Source organism: Streptococcus sanguinis (assembly GCF_019929145.1).
Classification (GTDB): domain Bacteria; phylum Bacillota; class Bacilli; order Lactobacillales; family Streptococcaceae; genus Streptococcus; species Streptococcus sanguinis_U.
Genome location: NZ_JAHZOW010000001.1, coordinates 941,332 through 963,278 on the forward strand (window position 1 = coordinate 941,332; position 21,947 = coordinate 963,278).

15 protein-coding genes are annotated in these 21,947 nt (G+C 44.5%); 5 read left to right on the forward strand and 10 right to left on the reverse strand.

The window, feature by feature from the left end:
• Window positions 1-85: 85 nt before the first annotated feature.
• Both K1I94_RS04515 and K1I94_RS04520 read right to left on the reverse strand, forming a co-directional pair.
• On the reverse strand, window positions 86-2,782 hold the full coding sequence (locus K1I94_RS04515) for a cation-translocating P-type ATPase (protein WP_223314558.1): 2,697 nt from the start codon (window positions 2,780-2,782) through the stop codon (window positions 86-88).
• Between the two features lie 284 nt (window positions 2,783-3,066).
• Complete coding sequence (locus K1I94_RS04520; RefSeq protein WP_002897831.1) at window positions 3,067-3,453, reverse strand: DUF1934 domain-containing protein; 387 nt, start codon at window positions 3,451-3,453, stop codon at window positions 3,067-3,069.
• Between the two features lie 115 nt (window positions 3,454-3,568).
• Here K1I94_RS04520 and K1I94_RS04525 point away from each other — a divergent pair, with 115 nt between their 5' ends.
• From K1I94_RS04525 to K1I94_RS04540, 4 genes are read left to right on the forward strand one after another with little or no spacing between them, the layout of a single operon-like run.
• Window positions 3,569-4,870: an HD domain-containing protein gene (locus K1I94_RS04525; protein WP_002915501.1), complete on the forward strand. Its 1,302-nt coding sequence runs from the start codon at window positions 3,569-3,571 to the stop codon at window positions 4,868-4,870.
• 1 nt (window position 4,871) lies between these two features.
• Window positions 4,872-5,681: a sugar-phosphatase gene (yidA, locus tag K1I94_RS04530; RefSeq protein WP_223314559.1), complete on the forward strand. Its 810-nt coding sequence runs from the start codon at window positions 4,872-4,874 to the stop codon at window positions 5,679-5,681.
• The gene (locus K1I94_RS04535) at window positions 5,681-6,895 is read left to right on the forward strand and encodes an aminoacyltransferase (RefSeq protein WP_223314560.1); all 1,215 of its coding nucleotides are present in this window, start codon (window positions 5,681-5,683) and stop codon (window positions 6,893-6,895) included. Before yidA ends, K1I94_RS04535 begins: the two co-directional genes overlap by 1 nt.
• 14 nt (window positions 6,896-6,909) lie before the next feature.
• Window positions 6,910-8,145, forward strand: coding sequence for an aminoacyltransferase (locus K1I94_RS04540; protein WP_223314561.1), 1,236 nt, complete (start codon window positions 6,910-6,912; stop codon window positions 8,143-8,145).
• A gap of 33 nt (window positions 8,146-8,178) precedes the next feature.
• On the opposite strand, the gene K1I94_RS04545 is transcribed toward K1I94_RS04540, so the two are convergent.
• From K1I94_RS04545 to pcrA, 8 genes are all read right to left on the reverse strand, one after another.
• Window positions 8,179-12,057 (reverse strand): GBS Bsp-like repeat-containing protein, encoded by a 3,879-nt coding sequence (locus K1I94_RS04545; RefSeq protein WP_223314562.1) that lies wholly within the window; start codon window positions 12,055-12,057, stop codon window positions 8,179-8,181.
• A 64-nt stretch (window positions 12,058-12,121) separates the two neighbouring features.
• Window positions 12,122-12,880, reverse strand: coding sequence for a triose-phosphate isomerase (gene tpiA / locus K1I94_RS04550; protein ID WP_002900651.1), 759 nt, complete (start codon window positions 12,878-12,880; stop codon window positions 12,122-12,124).
• A gap of 280 nt (window positions 12,881-13,160) precedes the next feature.
• Window positions 13,161-14,015: a dTDP-4-dehydrorhamnose reductase gene (gene rfbD / locus K1I94_RS04555; protein ID WP_061602709.1), complete on the reverse strand. Its 855-nt coding sequence runs from the start codon at window positions 14,013-14,015 to the stop codon at window positions 13,161-13,163.
• Window positions 14,016-14,124: 109 nt separating this feature from the next.
• Window positions 14,125-15,348 carry a beta-carotene 15,15'-monooxygenase gene (locus K1I94_RS04560; protein WP_223314563.1) on the reverse strand — a complete coding sequence of 408 codons (1,224 nt, stop codon included), beginning with the start codon at window positions 15,346-15,348 and terminating at the stop codon, window positions 14,125-14,127.
• A 42-nt stretch (window positions 15,349-15,390) separates the two neighbouring features.
• Complete coding sequence (locus K1I94_RS04565; protein WP_002897843.1) at window positions 15,391-16,317, reverse strand: glycosyltransferase family 2 protein; 927 nt, start codon at window positions 16,315-16,317, stop codon at window positions 15,391-15,393.
• A 98-nt stretch (window positions 16,318-16,415) separates the two neighbouring features.
• Window positions 16,416-17,696, reverse strand: a complete 1,281-nt coding sequence (locus tag K1I94_RS04570) for an O-acetylhomoserine aminocarboxypropyltransferase/cysteine synthase family protein (protein ID WP_223314564.1) — start codon at window positions 17,694-17,696, stop codon at window positions 16,416-16,418.
• Between the two features lie 98 nt (window positions 17,697-17,794).
• Window positions 17,795-18,193: an NUDIX hydrolase gene (locus tag K1I94_RS04575; RefSeq protein WP_223314565.1), complete on the reverse strand. Its 399-nt coding sequence runs from the start codon at window positions 18,191-18,193 to the stop codon at window positions 17,795-17,797.
• Window positions 18,190-20,472, reverse strand: a complete 2,283-nt coding sequence (gene pcrA, locus K1I94_RS04580) for a DNA helicase PcrA (RefSeq protein WP_223314566.1) — start codon at window positions 20,470-20,472, stop codon at window positions 18,190-18,192. The genes K1I94_RS04575 and pcrA overlap by 4 nt, the downstream gene beginning before the upstream one ends.
• A 260-nt stretch (window positions 20,473-20,732) precedes the next feature.
• Between pcrA and K1I94_RS04585 the strand changes: the two genes are divergently transcribed.
• Window positions 20,733-21,929: a cation diffusion facilitator family transporter gene (locus K1I94_RS04585; protein ID WP_223314567.1), complete on the forward strand. Its 1,197-nt coding sequence runs from the start codon at window positions 20,733-20,735 to the stop codon at window positions 21,927-21,929.
• Window positions 21,930-21,947: the final 18 nt, after the last annotated feature.

Sequence of the window (21,947 nt, forward strand, 5' to 3'; positions counted from 1 at the left end):
TTCACCGTCCTTTCGAGTTGCTTTCTTTGAATTTGATTATATCGCCTTGTACGCAAAAAAGCCATCCGTAGATGACTTTTTGCTATTAAATAGCATTTTTGTCCATACCTAATTTACGTTGGATGAACTTAACAATTTCAACAATGACAATCATGGCAAAGCTACCAATCAGAACAACTGCCCATTGTGACAAGTCTAGCTTGGTCACATGGAAAATCTTTTCCAGTGGGTCAATTACAATAGTTGAAATCAATAGGATGAAAGAAACCAGGATAGACCAGTTAAAGGTCTTAGACTTGAATGGCCCAACTGTAAAGATAGACTGGTAAACAGATTTTACATTATAAGCATGGAAGAGCTGGATGAGGCCAAGCGTTGCAAAGGCCATTGTCAGAGCGTCCGCATGGATAGCCTTTATATCACCAACATGAACGGGATTAGAGATAGCATAACCATAAACTGCCAGAACCAAAGCCCCTTGCAGGACACCCTGATAGATGATAGAGCTCATAACTCCACCTGAGAAGAAGCTAGACTTACGGCCACGAGGCTTATGACTCATGACACCTGGCTCAGCAGGTTCAACCCCCAGAGCAATAGCTGGGAAGGTATCTGTTACTAGGTTAATCCAAAGTAGGTGAACTGGCTGCAACACATCCCAACCAAATAACGTTGCAAAAAATATCGTTAATACTTCTGCTATATTAGCTGAAAGTAGGTATTGAATAGTCTTTTGAATATTAGAAAATATTTTCCTTCCCTCTTCAACGGCTACGATTATTGTCGCAAAATTGTCATCCGCTAAAATGATATCTGAAGCACCCTTAGATACTTCTGTACCTGTAATACCCATACCAATACCGATATCAGCTGTTTTCAAAGCTGGTGCGTCATTGACACCATCACCTGTCATGGCTACGACCTTACCTTGGTTTTGCCACGCTTTGACAATCCGTACCTTATGCTCAGGCGAAACTCGGGCATAGACAGAGTATTGACCAACAACCTTTTCGAATTCTGCATCAGAAAGCTCATTGAGCTCTGCACCAGTCAGGACATGGTCTTCAGTATCTCCCTCTTCGATGATACCCAAGCGCTTAGAGATAGCTTCAGCTGTATCCTGATGGTCACCGGTAATCATAATCGGACGAATACCTGCTTCCTTGGCGACACGAACAGCTTCTGCCGCTTCTGCACGTTCTGGGTCAATCATACCGATTAAACCAGTAAAGATTAAATCATTTTCTAGATTTTCAGATGTCAGGTCAGTCGGAACTGTATCAATAATCTTGTAGGCACCAGCCAGCACGCGCAGAGCTTGGTGAGCCATCTCTGAGTTGTTAGACTTAATCAGCTGTGAAGTAGCATCATCAATCGCTGCAACATCTCCAGCCTTATCACGGGCAACACAGCGTTTCAAGAGTTGATCTGGTGCTCCCTTCACTGCCACAAGGAATTTCCCATCTGGCAATGGATGGACAGTAGACATGAGCTTACGATCTGAATCAAATGGTAGCTCGGCTACTCGAGGATATTTCTCTAAAAAGGCCTTCACATCATAGCCCTTGTCCAAAGCATACTGGATAAAGGCTGTTTCCGTTGGGTCACCAATTAGCTTTCCTTCTTGGTCAATCTTGGTATCATTGGCCAAAACAACCGAACGTAAGAGCGGCAGCTCCAGTCCAAGTTCAATATCTTGTCCAGCTTCATTCAGGACCCCGTCATAAAAGACTTTTTCGACCGTCATCTTATTCATGGTTAAGGTCCCGGTCTTATCCGAAGCGATAATCTCCGTTGATCCCAAAGTCTCAACAGCTGGAAGCTTACGGACAATCGAATTCCGCTTAGCCAGAACCTGAGTTCCCAAAGCCAGCACAATGGTAACGATAGCTGGCAGACCTTCAGGGATAGCCGCAACTGCCAAGGCTACAGAGGTCATCAGCTCATCCAGTGGATTTTTACCTTGAATGAAGACACCGACTACAAAGGTCACTGCAGCAATCACCAAGATAGCATAGGTCAGAACCTTAGACAAGCTATTAAGATTTTGCTTGAGCGGTGTGTCTGTTTCATCCGCATCCTGCAACATACCCGCGATGTGGCCTACTTCCGTGTACATCCCTGTATTGACAACCAATCCAACCCCACGACCATAGGTGACATTTGAGTTTTGGAAGGCCATATTCACACGGTCGCCAATACCAGCATCTGCAGCTACCTCAACAGTCAAATCTTTCTCAACCGGCACAGACTCACCTGTCAGAGCCGCCTCTTCGATTTTCAGTGAATTAGCTTCCAAAAGCCGCATATCTGCTGGGACAACATCACCGGCTTCCAATCTAACGATATCACCAGGTACCAAGTCCTTAGAATCTACTTCTGTGACATGGCCATCACGCAGGACACGCGCAGCCGGGCTAGACATAGACTTGAGAGCCGCAATCGCTTCTTCAGCCTTGCCCTCCTGATAGACACCGAAGATGGCATTGATGATTACGACAGCTAAGATGATTAAAGCATCTGCAATATCTTCACCACCTGATGTGACAACAGACAAGACAGCCGCTACCAACAAGATGATAATCATCAAATCCTTGAACTGCTCCAAAAACTTCATTAAGAGAGATTTTTTCTCCCCTTCATCCAGTTCATTACGGCCATAATCAGCTAAACGCTTGGCTGCTTCTTGACTGGACAAACCTTGCTCTGAAGCGTCCAAAGTTTTGAAAATTTCCTCAGGACTCTGGGTGTAAAAAGCTTGGCGCTTTTGTTCTTTTGACAATGTATTCCTCCTCTTGGCCTCTTTTATTTCTGAAGTTTTCTGACCTCAACGACTCATCATATCGAGCCACACCAGTCATATCCAAATAGTCAGAAACAAAAAAGAGACCTGTTTATTAACAAGTCTCGCTATTTCATACAAGGCCGGAAATTTCTTTCGTATTGACGACCTTGTAACGGTTATTCCGTTAGCTACTCCCTTGAGTAAAAACTATTATACCAAATTTTCAAGCTTTTGCAAGGGGAAACATTATGATTTTCAAGAGTTTTCTTGGAGAATAGCAATTAACCCCAGCTAATCTCCATTTCATAGCTGGCAAAAATCTGCTCTCCATCAACAGTTTTCAGCTGATAATGAAGTTGCAGAATTTGCTTGGTAAAATCAACCTTGTAAAAAGAAGTATCGGTCACAAACTGCTGCAAGCCCACAGGTGTATGGATGCCAACCAGCGCCTGCCCTTGACTGATGAAGCGCATGATGGACTTAGGCTCAGAAAAGCGGGTCATAAGCAACTCTTTATCATGAAACTTCAGAACTACTTTCTCTCCTTCTTCATTTTTGTATAGCAGATAATGAAAGTCTCCTTTTTGCGTCCAGTCCGTATCGTAGACCTGATCGATTAGCTCGGTATGCCCGTCCAGTTGGATGTGATTTTTTATTCTGATTTGCATCTTTATCTCGTTTCTCTTTTTCTTTCCCTATTTTATCAAAAAAAGGACAAAATTGCTCTTCTTTCAGTTGCAGCTTTGATTTTTTTCCTACTATGATTTGTGGTATAATGATAACATGATTGAAAAAGTATTTCGGGACCCAGTTCATAATTATGTTCATGTGGACCATCAGGTTATCTATGATTTAATCAATACTAAAGAATTTCAACGGCTGCGCCGCATCAAACAGCTGGGTACTTCCGGCTATACTTTCCACGGCGGGGAGCACAGCCGTTTTTCGCATTGTCTGGGAGCTTATGAGATTGCTCGGCGCATCACCAAGATTTTCAACGAAAAATACCAAGCCAACTGGGACAGCCATGAAAGCCTACTGACCATGACAGCCGCTCTCCTGCATGACTTGGGACACGGAGCTTATTCACACACTTTCGAGCGCCTTTTTGATACTAATCACGAGGACATTACGCGGCAAATCATCACCAGTCCTGAAACAGAGATTCATCAGGTACTGGTGCAGGTTTCACCAGATTTTCCAGAAAAGGTAGCTAGCGTTATTAACCATACCTATCCCAATAAGCAGGTGGTCCAGCTGATTTCCAGCCAGATTGATGTGGACCGGATGGATTATCTCTTGCGCGATTCCTTCTTTACTGGCGCTTCCTATGGGCAATTTGACTTAACCAGAATTTTACGAGTGATTTGTCCAGTAGAAAACGGCATCGCCTTCAAGCGCAATGGCATGCATGCGGTGGAGGACTATGTAGTCAGCCGCTACCAAATGTATATGCAGGTCTATTTCCACCCAGCTAGCCGTGCTATGGAAGTTCTGCTGCAAAATCTGCTCAAGCGGGCCAAGTTTCTCTATCCAGCTCAGAAGGATTATTTTGCGCTGTCATCGCCCAATCTCATTCCATTCTTTGAAAACAGAGTGACCCTGCAGGATTATCTGGCCTTGGATGATGGTGTTATGAATACCTATTTCCAAGTTTGGATGACTAGTCCAGACAAGATTTTATCTGACTTGGCTCAGCGTTTTATCAACCGCAAGGTCTTTAAGTCTATCGTCTTCTCTCAGGAAAACGAAGCGCATTTGGATATCATGCGAGACCTAGTTGGACAGGTTGGTTTTGACCCTGATTACTATACTGCTATCCATCGTAATTTTGATTTGCCTTACGATTTCTACCGGCCTGACGTTGAAAAACCCCGGACCCAGATTGAGATTCTGCAAAAAGATGGCAGCTTAGCAGAATTGTCCAGCCTATCTCCTATCGTTCATTCGCTAGCCGGGACCAGACAGGGCGATAATCGCTTCTACTTCCCCAAGGAAATGCTAGCAGAGACCGGACTTTTCAGCGAAAAAAACCAGACCTTTATGCACTATATCAAAAACGACCAATTTACCTACGGAGAATAAAATGTCTATCAAATTAGTTGCCGTTGACATTGACGGTACCCTTTTAAATAACCAAAAAGAAATCACTCCTGAAGTCTTCAGTGCTGTTCAGGATGCCAAGGCTGCTGGTGTCAAGATCGTCATTGCAACCGGCCGTCCTATTGCAGGCGTTCAAAAGCTTCTCGAGGATCTAGAGCTTAATCAGCCAGACAACTATGTCGTTACCTTCAACGGCGGACTAGTACAGGATACTGTTACAGGTCAAGAATTAATCAAAGAAACATTGACTTATGAGGACTATCTGGATATCGAACTGCTCGGGCGAAAATTAGGCGTTCACATGCATGCCATCACCAAGGACGGCATTTATACAGCCAATCGCAACATCGGCAAGTACACTGTTTACGAGTCCAATCTGGTCAGCATGCCTATTTTCTACCGTACACCTGAGGAAATGGCCAATAAAGAAATCGTCAAGTGCATGTTTATTGATGAGCCGGAAATTTTGGACGCGGCCATTACCAAGCTGCCACCGGAATTAGCTGAAAAATATACACTGGTTAAATCAGCTCCTTTCTATCTGGAAATTGTCAAAAAGACTGTCAATAAAGGGGCTGCTATCCTTCATCTGGCTGAAAAACTTGGCTTAAGCAAGGAGCAGACTATGGCTATCGGTGATGAAGAAAATGACCGCGCCATGCTGGAAGCCGTCGGCTCTCCTGTTGTCATGGAAAACGGCAAGGAAGAACTCAAGAAAATCGCCAAGTATATCACCAAATCAAACGACGAATCCGGCGTAGCACACGCTATTAGAGAGTGGGTTTTAAAATAATGTTTAGTTACAAAATTGGAATTTCAGCTCGGGAACACGACGATTTTGTCACAGCTCATCCCCAGGCCAATCTTCTGCAGAGTTCAGCCTGGGCTCAGATTAAGGATAACTGGGCCAATGAGCGCTTGGGCTTCTATAAAGACGACCGCTTGGTTGCTGCAGCCAGTGTCCTGATCAAGCCACTGCCCTTAGGGATGACCATGCTTTATATTCCGCGCGGTCCCATCATGGACTATGGTGACAAGGAGCTGCTGACCTTTGTTTTGGCCTCGCTCAAGAAATTTGCCAAGGAGAAAAAAGCGCTCTTTGTCAAGTTTGATCCTAGCCTCTTTCTGGCAGAAAGCAAGATGGGTGCTGAATTGCAAGACAATACAGAGACTGTTGAGCTGATTCAAGATCTGCAGCAAGCTGGAGCTGTCTGGGTCGGACGGACTGAGTCTCTGGACGAAACCATCCAGCCTCGCTTGCAGGCCAATATTCATAAAGAAGATTTTAGTGAGGATCTGCTTTCTAAGAGTACTCGCCAGGCTATTCGTACAGCCCGTAACAAAGGCATTCAAATCCAATTTGGCGGAACAGAATTACTGGATGACTTTTCAGGCCTGATGAAGAAGACAGAAAACAGAAAAAACATCCACCTACGCGGCAAAGACTATTACCAAAAACTCTTGGATACTTATCCTGAGCACTCCTATGTCACCTTGTCCACTATTGATCTAAAGGCACGATTGGAAGACTTGCAGGCTCAGCTGACTAAGACACTCAAGGAAGCAGAGAAATTTACCGAGAAAACCAAGCCCGGCAAGATTGAGAATAACCAGCAAGAACAGAAACGACTCCAAGAAGAGATTGACTTCCTACAGGACAAAATCAGCCAAGGGGCTGCTGTTGTTCCCCTGTCTGGAACACTGGTCTTAGAATACGGCAAGACCTCTGAAAATATCTATGCCGGAATGGACGAGGAGTACCGCCGTTACCAGCCAGCCATCATCACTTGGTACGAAACAGCCAAACATGCTTTTGAGCGCGGAGCTGATTGGCAAAATATGGGCGGCATCGAAAACGACCTCAAGGGCGGTCTCTACAGCTTTAAATCCAAGTTCAATCCAACCATTGAGGAATTTGCTGGTGAGTTCAACCTGCCAACTAATCCCCTCTACCACCTCTCCAATCTAGCCTATACTCTCAGAAAGAAACTGCGCAGCAAGCATTAACAGAAAGGAAGCCTATGACCTTTAAACTTCTCAACCAAGAAGAATTCATCCAGCATACCTCAGCTAGCTCCCAACGCTCTTTTATGCAGACCGTGGAAATGGCAGAGCTGCTGAGCAAGCGGGGCTTCAGTACCCAGTATGTCGGCTACACTGACCCGCAGGGACAGGTCGTGGTGTCAGCTGTCCTCTATAGTATGCCTATGACTGGCGGACTTCATATGGAAATCAACTGCGGTCCTGTCTCTACTGATGCTCAATACCTGACTCCTTTCTATCAAGCTTTGCAAGTCTATGCTAAAAAAGAAGGTGCCCTAGAGCTCATCATCAAGCCCTATGAGACTTATCAGGCCTTTGACAGCAATGGCCAGCCCACATCTGAAGAAAAAGGCGAGCTTATCCAGCAACTGACTGACTTGGGCTTTGACTTTGACGGCCTACAGACTGGCTATCCAGGCGGGGAGCCTGATTGGCATTATGTCAAAGACTTAACTGGTCTGACGGAGAAAGACTTGCTCAAATCCTTCAGTAAAAATGGCAAGGCGACCGTCAAAAAGGCGAATACCTTTGGTATCAAGCTAAAAAGGCTGGAACGTGACCAACTCAGCATTTTTAAAGATATCACAGCTGCCACTTCTGACCGACGGGAATATGATGACAAGCCACTAGACTACTATCAAGATTTTTATGATAGCTTTGGTCAGCAAGCAGACTTTATGACAGCCAGTCTCAACTTCAAGGACTATCTTCAGAACTTACAAAAAGACCAAGAGAAACTGGGCCAGAAAATCCAGAAACTGCAGGCGGACTTGGAAAAAAATCCTCAATCTGAAAAGAAACAAAATCTGCTGCGAGAGCTTTCCAGCCAGTTTGATAGCTTTGAAACTCGCAAATCAGAGGCCCAAGAGCTGATTGACAAATACGGCGACCAAGACCAAATTCTGGCTGCCAGCCTCTTTATCTACACCCCTCAGGAAGCAACCTATCTTTTCAGCGGCTCCTATCCTGAGTTTAATAAATTCTACGCTCCTGCCCTGCTGCAGGAATACGTTATGACCGAAAGTATCAAGAGAGGCATTCCATTTTACAATTTCCTCGGTATTATGGGAATTTTCGATGGTTCTGACGGCGTTCTGCGCTTCAAACAAAACTTCAACGGCTTCATCATCCGAAAAATGGGAACTTTCCGCTACTACCCTAACCCTCTCAAGTTTAAGCTGCTTCAGCTCATAAAGAAAATTCTAAGACGTTAAAAAACCAAGGTTTCCCTTGGTTTTTTTGTATGTTTATCTATAACGCGGTGTCGCAAAACCACGGATATTTCCATGACCGATGCGGTAAGTATTGCGTTTAACTACGTTATTGCTGTTGCCTTCAATCGTGTGAATGATGCCATTTTCAACTTTTTCGACAATACCGATATGATCAGCCCAGCCATCGTTTTGCTGGGTATCTTTGTCCCAGTTAAAGGTGATGATATCGCCTGCGCTAGGAGTCGAATTACCATCTTCATTCCAGATACCTAGTCTTTGGAAAATATGAATATGGCGCTCTACACCACACTCGCGGCCGATAAGATCACTCAAGCCCTCTCTTTGGAAAATAACCGTCGTGAAAATGTCGCACCAGTCATCTGTGTTCTTCACAGCATAGCCAACCGGCAGCGGTCTGACACTGTTATAATCGTTGACCAAGCGCTGATGCTCAGCACTTCCTCCCCTGACACCTACCATAGCAGCTGCCGCCGCAAGAACACGGTCTCGCTGACTAGCTGCCTGAGGACGGTTCACAGAGATAGAGGTCTTTTCTCCACCAGCTCCCTGCAGCTGATTTTGATTATTTAAGTAATACAAATGAACATTGTATTCGCCTGCATTATTCTTATGGTCACGCGCATATACATGCTTACGATAAGTACCGTCAGCCTGACGATCAGCCGTGTACCATTGGACATCATCTTGGCCGTTGGCCTCTGACCAAGTCGGCAAGTAAACTGTCTTGAGACCTTCTGGTGCCACAATACCTGATACTACAATGTCAAACTCTCCAGTATCGTTGTTCTTATTTTGAATACTGATTTTACCTTGCGGCTTACTGATGGAAACATTGGTCTTGATGCCACCTGCTCCTACCAGCCTGCCATCATTTTGCACATAGTAGAGATGTACATTATACTCGCCCTGAACGTTGTTATGTTCACGCGCATATACATGCTTACGATAAGTACCATCAGCCTGGCGATCCGCTGTGTACCATTGGACATCATCTTGGTCATTAGCCTCTGACCAAGTTGGCAGGTAAACTGTCTTAAGACCGCCCGGTGATACGATATCTGAAACTACAATATCAAAATCGCCAGTTTCGCTATTGCGATTCTGAATGCTGATTTTACCTTGAACTTTTGGTTTTTCTACAGAAATAGTCGTTTTAGTACCGCTTACACCGACTAAGCTGCCATCATTTTGCACATAGTAGAGATGAATATTGTACTCGCCCTCAACATTTTTGTGATCACTCACACGGACTCGCTTACGATAGGTACCATCCGGCTGACGTTCTGCGTTGTACCACTTGATATCATCTTGACCGTTGGCCTCTGACCAGGTTGGCAAGGAAACATTCTTAAGACCGCCTGGAGATACGATACCTGAAACTACAATATCAAAATCGCCGGTTTCGCTGTTGCGATTCTGGATGCTGATTTTACCCTGCGGCTTGCTGATAGAAACGTTGGTCTTGATGCCACCTGCTCCTACTAGCTTGCCATCATTTTGCACATAGTAGAGATGCACATTATATTCGCCTTGGACATTGTTATGATCGCTCAGGCGAACTCGTTTCCGATAAGTACCGTCAGCCTGACGTTCTGCATTGTACCACTTGATATCATCTTGGCCATTGGCCTCTGACCAAGTTGGTAGGGAAACATTCTTGAGACCGCCTGGCGATACGATATCTGAAACCACAATATCAAAATCGCCAGTTTCGCTGTTGCGATTCTGAATGCTGATTTTGCCTTGAACTTTTGGTTTCTCTACAGAAATAGTCGTTTTAGTGCCACTTACACCTACCAAGCTGCCATCATTTTGCACATAATAGAGATGCACATTATACTCGCCCTCTACATTTTTGTGATCGCTCAGACGGACACGCTTACGATAGGTGCCATCATCTTGACGCTCAGCGTTGTACCATTTGATATCATCTTGGCCGTTAGCCTCAGACCAAGTTGGCAGGGAAACTTCCTTCAGACCGCCCGGAGATGAAATACCTGAAACCACAATATCAAAATCGCCGGTTTCTTTATTTCGATTTTGAATACTGATGGTACCCTTAGGTTTACCAAGAGAAACTGTCGTTTTAGTACCGCTTACACCTACCAAGCGGCCGTCATTTTGAACATAGTAGAGATGGACATTGTACTCTCCCTGCACATTATTGTGGTCGCTTATGCGCACCCGCTTCCGATAGGTGCCGTCGGCCTGACGTTCAGCAGTATACCATTTGATATCATCTTGGCCATTGGACTCTGACCAAGTTGGCAGAGAGACAGTCTTAAGACCACCTGGGGATGAGATACCTGAAACCACAATATCGAAATCACCAGTTTCGCTGTTGCGATTCTGAATGCTGATTTTGCCCTGTGGCTTGATGACAGATACATTGGTTGTAGTACCGCCAACACCGACTAATTGACCGTCGTTGCGGACATAGTAGAGATGGACATTGTACTTTCCAACTGAATCCTTATGTCTGCTAGAATCAACAGAAACTTTATAAGTACCATTGGCCTGCTGAGTGGCTGTGTACCAGATAATATCGTCTTGGCCATTAGCTTCTGACCACACTGGAACACTAACGACAGACACTCCATAAGGAGCAGAAACGTTTGAAATCACAACATCAAAGCTACCGTTGACATTATTCTTATTCTGAATACTGATGTTACCCTTTAAAGGCTGCTTAGCAAGAGCAGACTGCTGGGTAAATCTCCCAGTGTAATCTACGCTATGGTCAAATACATGTTTGCCAGCTAAAAGCTGAGCCTGAGCTGTAAACTGCCATGCTCCAGCACCACTATTGTATTTGAGAGATTTAGCTCCATCAAGATTTAAATTAGAGGACGGATACTGGGCCACCCAGAAGTTGCTATAGCCAAATTGCGATGTATTAACTGATCCCTTGCTGCGAAGATTATTTTGATCCAGCCAGCTGGCACTGGTATAATACATCAGGTTTGAATAACCCAGTCTGCGCATCTCATCCGCCCAAGCCTGGGTATGCTGGTTGATCCCATTTTGCATTTTAGGATCTTCCATGTCGTTGACCATGACTGTGTTTTTAGGCAAACCTAGTCTATTAGCAAAGGCAGCGTAATAACGAGCTTCTGCTCTCGCTTCTTCATCACTGGTATAGTGCGAGAAGGCATAGGTCGATACTTGTAAACCAGCTCCCTGCGCATTTCTCACCTGAGACTCAGCAAATGGATTAGTGTAATGGGTTCCTTCAGTCAGTTTGACAACGACACCGCCAACCCCTTGCTGGGCTAATTTACGATAGTCGTCTACGCTGATATGGCCATTGTGGCTGCTGACATCTACAAAGGATGTGCCTTTTATCTCCGCTTGGGAATTCCCGCGGGCTGCCTGAGCCTTTGACCCAGCATTATAAAATACAGTTCTTCCAGCATTACTAGCTTTTGGTGCTGATGCTACTGCAGGACTGGCCTTCGGTTCTGAAGCAGTGGCAGAATCTGCAACAGAAGAGCTTGCTTTTGCTGACTGATCAGCTGCAGTTTCGTTCTGATTAGAAGCATTTGCATCTGGCTGACTTTGCCCTTCTGGCTTAGCAGAAGCTACCTGAGTTTCTACAGGAACTGATTGAGCTGCTCCTCCAGACTCAACAGCTGTTCCTGTAGCGTTCGTTGCTTCCTCCTCTTGCTTAACAGCTTGAACTGACTGTTCTGCAGATGATACTGCTACAGTCGGCTGATTAGACGTTTGTGATGCGGCCGCATTCACTGTTTGATTCTGGGAACTAACAGACCTTTCTGTTTTTAAAACTTCTGACTCAGCGATAGTATGTTCCTCGGCTTTTGCAACATTGGCAGTCGCTGCCAGCAAAATAGCCGTACTCGCTAAATAAACTAATTCTTTCGATTTCAACTTTTCTCTCCAACTTTTAAAAAACTTGTCACCTTTGGGAGGACAAGTCTTTTTTCAACATTTTTTATTTTACAAAATCAAGCAATGCCAAGAAGCTTTCAGCTTCAAGTGATGCACCACCAACAAGAGCACCATCAACATCTGGACAAGCCATATAAGACGCAACATTTTCAGGTTTTACAGAACCACCGTACTGAACGCGAACCTTGTCTGCTACTTCTTGACCAAAGTCAGCTGCTACAACGTCACGAACTGCTTTACACATCTTTTGAGCGTCATCTTGAGTTGCTGACTTACCAGTACCGATAGCCCAGATTGGCTCATAAGCGATAACCAATGATGCAACTTGCTCAGCTGTCAAGTCTTTCAAAGCAGCTGATACTTGAGCACCAACGAAATCTACTGCTTTACCAGCTTCGTAAGTTTCCAGTGATTCACCACAGCAGATGATTGGCACCAGACCATTGCGGAAGATAGCATGCGCTTTTTTGTTGATGTCTTGGTCTGTTTCATGGAAATAATCGCGACGTTCTGAGTGACCGATAACAATGTAGTCAACTCCAACTTCTGCAAGAACTTTAGGGCTGTTTTCACCAGTGAAGGCACCTGCATCTTCAAAGTAAGCGTTTTGCGCTGCAACCTTAAGATTGCTTCCTTTAGCTGCTGCCAAAACAGTTGTCAAATCAAGTGCTGGAGCAGCGATACCAGCTTCTACCAAATCTGAAGAAGGTAGCTTAGCAGCAACCGCTTCTACAAAAGCCTTTGCTTCTTCAGGATTTTTGTTCATTTTCCAGTTACCAGCAATAAATGGTTTACGTGACATATTCACACACCTCTTCTATTTTATTTATAGTAACATTGTAACATAGTTGAATGAAATAATAAAGGTTATCCACAGAATTTCATCAAATTGAAACATCTTTATTTTAAGGGGATAAGATCTGTGGAAAATTCTTCTCATTCTCATTTTCCACCCGCATCTTCAAGCTAGCTATTTCTCCACCAGAGCACGCTCCTGAAAATCGTTTCTTTAGTCTGCTAGAAAAAAAAACAGAACCTAGTCTGAGACTAAGTTCTGTCGCTGTTATAAACGTCAAAGAAAATCACTGTTTCTTCTCTTGCTTGTAAAACTCTTTTAAGGCATCCTGCCAAGTCGGAATGATAAAGCCTGTAGCCTTGGCCTTGGTCAGGCTCATAGTTGAGTTGAAAGGCCGCTTAGCCTTGGCCGGGAATTTGCTGGAATCAACCGGCTGGACTTCCACATCTGTATCTTTGAGAATTTCCACTGCAAAGTCATACCATGTCGTGTCCTCAGCCGCATCATTAGACAGATGGTAGTAACCAAATTCCTTTTGATTCTCAGCCAGATGAGTCATAAATTCAGCCAGCGTACGAGTCCAAGTCGGACGGCCATGCTGGTCATTGACTACAGTCAGAGTTTTGTGCGTCTTAGCAAGATTTTGCATGGTAAAGACAAAGTTTTTACCGTAGTTACCAAAGACCCAGGCAGTACGGATAATATAGAAACGGCTGGAATATTTCTCAACCAGCTCCTCACCCATGCGCTTGGTACGGCCATACTCTGTCTGTGGATCCGGCCGGTCATCTACTTCCCATTCCTCTCCGACAGGCTTTTGTCCGTCAAAGACATAGTCTGTTGAGATGTAGACCAAGGTCGCTCCGTGTGCTTCTGCTGCTTTTGCAACATTTTCGGTCCCGGTCACATTGATGGCATAGTCCAGCTCTTTTCCTTCGTCCTCAGCCGCATCAACTGCAGTATAAGCTGCGCAGTGATAAACCAAGCTTGGCTTGACTTCCGCAAAGACCTTGTCCACCATTTGCGCATTGGTAATATCCATTTCCGCCACATCAACAGCCACATACTCTTCATTGCGCTCATCTAAAAGATAGCGGAGCTCTGTACCCAGCTGTCCATTCGCACCTGTAATTAAAATCATTTGTCTTTCCTTTCACATCATAAACATTCAATGAGTTTATTATAACAAAAAAAGCAGAAAAAATCTGCTTGATCGAATCCCTATCGAAAAATATACTTAATAGTATAATCTAGAGAACATCCTCTTGCCGCTTTTGATATTCTGTATATAAGTGATACAACAATCTGCAAGTAATAATGAATAGACTTATCATCAGAGGCAAAAAAGTTCGAGTGCTTGATGCATAGAGAGTCGGAGATAATGAAATGACCATGCGGCCAATAAAGCCAATTACAAACAAATAGGTCAGCCATATCTTTTCTTTACAGTCAGAAACTACAAGCCATAAAGCGTAAAGAATCATTAATAGCAGCAAGCCATAAAAAGCTACCGCGCTCATATACGTGATATTAAAAGAAAATGTCCCTGATTCTCTGGCTACTTTACTGATACCTGTTAAGGTACCAAAAATAGTATTCCAGCCCATTTTTTGTGAAAAAATATTGAGTATGACAAAACCGCTCAGAGCTATGGCTGTTACATTTTTCTTGTGAAGAGCATAGACAAAGAGCACAAGCAAGAAGACTATCACAAAGGCAAAGGACGTGGAAAGCAGATTATCCCCTGTCTCCAGAAAGCCAAGCCCAAGCTTTTGAAAGATATTCAAGTTAGGAAAGTTTGGGAACCAACTGACAATGTTCTTCTCCAAACGCAGAGCATTCCCCGGAGACAGCTTGGCTGATATGATTCCTAAAGCGCTTAGTGCCAAATAGCATAAATTACCCAGTAAAGGTTTTTTATCTTTTTTCGCAAGAACAGTTTCAAACAGAAGCCACAAAAAAGCGTAGACAGCTAATTGTTCTTGCATGATAGCAACTAAAAAGCACAAAAGGCTAGCCATATTAATCCAAATATTTTTAGATTCTCTGAAAAAAAGTGCGAAAAGCAACAAGGAAGCAGGGAAAATGTAATTGACATAGGTTGGAATAGAACCCGCGCTTAAAAATTCAGTTGCTGGAAGGAATATAAAAATTAGTAAAGCTGGCAGCCAAGGCAAGGAAGGAGTCAGCTTCCTTAAAGCATAAACCAAAAGCAAAGTTGCCAGAAAGGCTGCTGCTATAAACAGCTTTTCGTGAACAGAAAATAACAAGGTGGCTGACTCAATGAGTAGTCTACTACTCCAAGTAAAATAACGATCAATCCCAAAGAATAAATAATTGTAATGAAATTCCTTAGCATATTCTAAAAATGCTGTTTGGTCTCCTACTGGGGTGATTTTATTATTGATGTAAAACTGTATCGTATAAATAAACGAAGATAAGCATAAGACAATATTAATTTTTTTATTTTTCACAATCTCTCCTCAGCTAAATAAGAATAACTTAAGCTCAAAAACTCACTTACTCTTCTCTTTAATCACATAGATTGGGCGATGCTTGGTTTCCATAAAGATTTTACCAATGTATTTACCCAGTATGCCGATGGTCAGCAGCTGGAAGCCTCCGATAAGGAGAATGACAGTCATAAGGGACGGCCAACCCGATGTCGGGTCACCAAAAACCAAGGTGCGAATAATAATCACTGCCATCAGGATAAAGGCTAAAATCCAAGACAGGATACCTCCTAAAAAGGCGATGTTGAGCGGCGCATCAGAGAAATTGACGATGCCTTCCAAAGAATAGTTGAAAAGAGACCAGAAATTCCAAGAGGTCTTGCCAGCTACTCGTTCGACATTTTTGTATTCCAAGTACTCGGTATTAAAGCCAACCCAGGCAAAAATTCCCTTGGAGAAGCGATTGTACTCTGAAACCTCCAGAATGGCTTCCACCATCTGACGGCGCATCAGTCGGAAGTCACGCGCACCATCTACCATCTCTACCTGACTAATCTTGTTAATCAGCTTATAGAATAAATTGGCGAAAAAGCTTCGGATTGGGGGCTCGCCCTCTCGAGTAGTGCGACGAGTCCCCACACAGTCCAACTCAGGATTCGAGTCCAGCATGGCCTTCATCTCAATAAGGAGCTCAGGCGGATCCTGCAAATCTACATCCATGACCGTCACAAAATCCCCGCTCGCCTCTTGTAAACCAGCATAGAGCGCTGCTTCTTTTCCGAAATTACGAGAAAAGGACAGATAGTGCACGTCAGGACAGCGACTGCTGAGCTCACGCAAAACAGCCAAGGTCCGGTCTGTCGATCCGTCATTGACAAAAATATATTCAAACTGGTCACGGATTTGATATTTCACCGCTTCCATAGCTTCATGAAACAGAGGAATAGACTCTTCTTCATTGAAGCACGGAACAATCACTGAAATTGTCATTTTGATTACCTGCTATTTTTTAATATCTCTCATTATAACAAAAAACTAGGCGAAAACCTAGTTTTAATCTTATTTGCTCTGTCTAGAGGCCCTGAAAATTAGATAGATTCCAAGGCGATTCTCAAATCCTCTATCAAGTCTTCCACATTTTCCAGACCGATAGAGAGACGGATTTGATTTGGTGTAATGCCTGCTGCCAGCTGAGCCTCTGACGACATCTGACCGTGAGTTGTTGTAGCTGGATGGACGACCAGCGACTTAGCATCTGCTACATTGGCCAAGTCAGAGAAAATCTCTAGGCTGTCAATAACCTTACGAGCTTCTTTTTCCCCACCTTTGACATTAAAGGTGAAGATAGAGCCTACACCTTTAGGGAAATATTTTTCTGCCAAAGCATGATAAGGACTGTCAGCAAGCTTAGGATAATTAACCTGCTCAACCTTTGGATGCCCTGCTAAGAAATCTACAATCTTCTCCGCATTGGACACATGGCGCTCTACTCGCAAAGAGAGAGTTTCCAACCCTTGTAGGAAAAGAAAGGCATTGAAGGGAGACATAGCTGCGCCCGTATCGCGCAAGAGCTGGGTCCGGACAGCAGTGACAAAGGCTGCTGCTCCGACATCGCGCGTATAACTGATATCATGATAGCTCGGGTCTGGGTCCACGAACTGCGGAAACTTGCCAGAAGCTTCCCAGTCAAAACGACCGCTGTCCACAATCACACCGCCAATGCTGGTTCCGTGACCACCGATAAACTTGGTCGCAGAATGCACCGCGATGTCCACTCCATGAGAAAAGACATTGATCAGATAAGGAGTAGCAAAGGTATTGTCGGAAATCAGCGGAATTTTATGAGCATGAACCAGCTCAGCCAAAGCATCAAAGTCAGGGATATTAATCAGCGGATTGCCTAAACTTTCAATCAAAACCAGCTTGGTATTGTCCTGAATAGCTGCTTCTACTTCAGCCAGATTTTCAATATCCACAAAAGTCGTGGTAATGCTATAGCGAGGCAGGGTTTCCTTGAGCAGATTAAAGGTACCGCCATAGATGGTAGAGGCTGCTACTACATGATCACCAGCATGCGCCAAGGCTAGAATGGTGTAGGTAAGGGCCGCCATACCAGAAGCTGTTGCTAGAGCTCCAACCCCACCTTCCAAAGCCGCAATCCGCTCCTCAAAAGCAGACAGGGTCGGATTGGTAATCCGAGTGTAGATATTGCCCGGTTTACGTAGGGCAAAAAGATCTTCTCCCTCCTGCGTATCATCAAACACATAGGAAGTTGTCTGGTAAATAGGCAGAGCCCGCGACTTAGTTGTCGGGTCAACTGTCTGTCCAGCATGAAGCTGCAGAGTTTCAAATTTAAATTCACGTGTCATAAGGTCACCTCACTATAGTTATGTGATAAGTCTACCACTAAACGTCTCGCTTGACTAATAGAATTTCCTTATCAAAAGAAATAAAGAGAAGCTATATCTTATAGCTTCTCAGATATAATCTCAAAAGTCGCCTGATTGCTAGCCCAGTACAACTGCGACGAAACTTTGTCTAAAGCTATCCACTGAGCTCCCACATGCTCATCAGAAATCCGGATTTCTTTCTGCTCTGTCAGAACTAGAAAGAGATTTTTGTGGATGGTCAGATTTTCATCAATCTTTACTGTGAAATCTCCAAGAGCCGTCAGGTTTGAACAAGCTAAGACCAAGCCTGTCTCCTCTCTTATTTCACGAAGACAAGCTTCTTCTGGACTCTCTCCGCTCTCAATCCCTCCAGTAATGGGCTGCCAAAAGGAAACATTCTCATCCTCAACTTTCAAGAGCAAGATTTCTCCATCCTCTGGATGATAAATCCAGGCTTCAATCGACCGCCTCATCATGATTTTTTCTCAATCGGTGCTATGCTGGCCAGCACTTTCTTCAGACCGACCTCTGGGAAATTAATCTTGAGCTCTTGACTATTTCCGCTGCCAGAGACTGCCAAAACTGTTCCATCGCCCCATTTCGTATGGTGGGCAATATCTCCGATAGCCCAATCAACTTCCGGCTTAGATAGCTGGCTGCTCTTGCCAAAAGGCAGACTGCCTGTAGAAATCGAACTTGGTGCCGCCTGACGTTTCCGCTCTTGTAGAGCCTGGGCCAGGCTCATGCCCTGACCGAATTTGCTGATATCGCTATTGGTATAGCTGACCTTAAAGGAGCTATTTGCCGGTCGAGCCAGTCCCTGATAGTTTAGCAGGTCTGAGCTGATTTCTCTCAAAAAACAGGTAGGTTCATTATACTTTCTTTCACCATAAAGCATTCGAGACTTGGCATTAGTCAGATAGAGAATCTTCTCTGCTCGGGTGATGCCAACGTAAGCAAGACGCCGCTCCTCTTCCAGCTCTTTATCTTTGTTTTCTCGCCATTTAAAAGGAAAAACATTCTCCTCCATACCAATAATAAAAACGACTGGAAATTCTAATCCCTTGGCCGCATGGAGGGTCATCAGCGTCACTTCGAAACTTTCCGTATCTCCGTCATCAGAGTCTTCGTTCAAGGCCAAGTCATTGAGAAAACGGCTGAGCTTATCAAGACCAGACTCATCAGCAGGATTATCTGGATTTTCATCAAAGTTCTTGGTTACAGACAGGAATTCTTCGATATTTTCAATCCGAGCTTGGCTTTCCAAGGTTGCCTGGGCAGCCAAGGCTGCAGAATAGCCTGTCTTTTCCAATACAGCCTCTACCAGCTCCGTCACTGTAAAGTCGTCCAAGCGCTCCCGCAAATCCAGAAGCATATTGGCAAAATCATAGACCGCCTGAGCAGCCTTACCCTTGACCGGCGACAGCAGGATATTGGCCGACGCATCCAGCAAGGAGATTTCTTGACTGGCTGCAAAATTTCGAATCTTATCAACAGTACCTGGTCCGACACCACGCTTGGGCTCATTGACCACGCGTTCATAGCTGATATTATCGCTAGGATTGGCAATGAGATTGAGATAAGAAATAACATCGCGGATTTCCTTGCGGCTGTAGAACTTGGTTCCCCCCACCATGGTATAGGGGATATTGGCCTTGAGCAGGGCTTCTTCCACCGTACGTGACTGGGCACTTGTTCGGTAAAGGACTGCAAAATCCCTATGGTTGTAGCCTTCTCGACTTAGCTGATCAATGGTTCGGGCGACGAAGAGAGCCTCGTCTTGCTCGTCATCAGCCCGATAGTAGACAATTTCCTCACCGTCTTCATTTTGAGTCCAGAGATTTTTAGGACGGCGGTTGCGATTGTTTCGGATGACTTCATTAGCTGCCTGAAGGATGGTTTTGGTGGAACGATAGTTTTCCTCTAATAGAACTACCTTAGCTTCTGGATAATCCTTTTCAAAGTCCAGGATATTCTGCATATCGGCTCCCCGCCAGCCATAGATAGACTGGTCAGCGTCTCCGACCACGCAGATATTCTTAAAGCGGGAAGCCAAGAGCTTGACCAGCTGGTACTGGGCGTGGTTGGTATCCTGATACTCGTCTACATGGATGTACTGGTAACGTTGTTGGTAGTAGGTCAGGACATCAGATTTTTGGTCAAAAAGTCGAAAGGTCAGCATGATTAAGTCGTCAAAGTCCATAGCCTCAGACTGGCGCAATTCCTTTTGATAGGCCATGTAGCACTTGGCCACAATCTTTGTATTCAAATCATCAGCTAGGTTCGCATAGGCCACCTCATCAATCAGGTCGTTCTTAGCATTGGAAATAGTCCCCAGAATGGCGCGCTCATTCCACTTTTTAGGATCCAGATTGAGATTTTTGAGAATTCGCTTCATCAGAGTCCGCTGTTCGCCCGGATCAACAATGGTGAAGTTGCGGTTGTAGCCAATATGATCTGCTTCTCGACGCAAGATGCGTATACACATGGAATGGAAGGTTGTTATTAAGCAATCTTGGGCCTTTGTTTTGAGTTCTTCAGCCCTTTCTCTCATCTCCCGCGCCGCCTTATTGGTAAAGGTAATGGCTAAGATATTCCATGGATTGACCATTTTTTCATCAATCAAATAGGCAATGCGGTGGGTCAGGACACGGGTCTTACCCGAACCAGCTCCCGCCATAATCAGTAAAGGCCCTTCTGTTGTTTGAACCGCCTCAGCCTGACGATCATTCATACCGTTTAATAAAGGATGCATTTTTCTTCCTCTTTCAAAGTCAATGCTACTATTATAACAAAAATCCTGATGAAGCTAAACCAGAAAGAAGAGGAATTTCTGATTTTAGGTTAGATTTTCGGCAAAGTCATCTAAGGCACCCTAAGCCCGACGGAAATTGAAAATCAGGTCTATTTTTGCTATAATATGCCCATATGAGACTTAGAGCATCTGTCCATAGATGACATTTTTTCGCAAGTCTCTTTTCCATTCTGCTGCCCCACTCAAAAAGAAAGGCTGTCATGAAAAATCCTAGTAACAATCTGAAACTAGCGGAGAGAGGAGCCATCCTGTCCATCGCTACCTATCTGATTCTCTCCGCGGTCAAGATTATCGCAGGCTCGACCCTCCAGTCCTCCAGTCTGACGGCCGACGGCTTTAACAACGTCTCTGATATCGTGGCTAATATCGCCGTTTTAATTGGCCTGCGTATGGCTAGAAAACCAGCCGACCGTGACCATCGCTTCGGCCATTGGAAGATAGAAGATTTGGCCAGTCTCATCACATCTTTTATCATGTTTTTCGTTGGATTTGATGTCCTGATTGAGACCATTCAGAAAATCATCTCCAATCAAGAAACCGAGCTTGACCCTGTTGGTGCCGTGGTCGGGATTATCTCGTCAATCATTATGTTGGGTGTTTATTTTTACAATAAAACACTGGCTAAAAAAGCTCACTCCAAGGCTCTGGATGCCACAGCCAAGGATAACCTATCAGACGCTGTCACTTCTATCGGCACTTCAGTTGCTATCATTGCCAGCGCCTTTAACTTTCCAATAGTTGATAAGCTGGCAGCCATTGTCATCACCTTCTTCATTCTCAAGACGGCCTATGATATCTTTATGGAATCTTCCTTCAGCCTGTCCGACGGATTTGATGAAAGCCTGCTCCAAGACTATAAGCAAGCTATCCTGGAAATTCCTAAAATCACTCAAGTCAAGTCACAGCGTGGCCGGACCTATGGCAGTAATATCTATCTGGATATTATTCTTGAAATGAATCCTGATTTATCTGTTTTTGAAAGCCATGAGATTGCGGACCAAGTTGAGGAAATGCTTATGGAGCGTTTCGGAGTTTTTGATATTGATATTCATATTGAGCCCGCTCCCATTCCCGAAGATGAGACGTTGGACAATCTTTACCCAAACCTGCTCATGCGCGAACAGCTCGTGGAGCAAGGTAGCCAACTGGATACGCTTCTGTCTGCTGAATTTCTCTATATTTCCCAAGATGGCCGACAGCTGAACAAGGCTGAATTTCTGGCAGAAAGAGCCTCAAAAACACCTATCAAGAACGTTGAACTGCTCTCTGTCAGCCAGAAAACCAAGCTCATCCGCTATGAAATGGACGGTGTTATCCATACCAGCCTCTGGCGCCGCCACGAAGTATGGCAAAACATCTTTCACCAAGAGACACGAAAAAACCAGTCTGATGATTAAATCAGTCTGGCTTTTTCA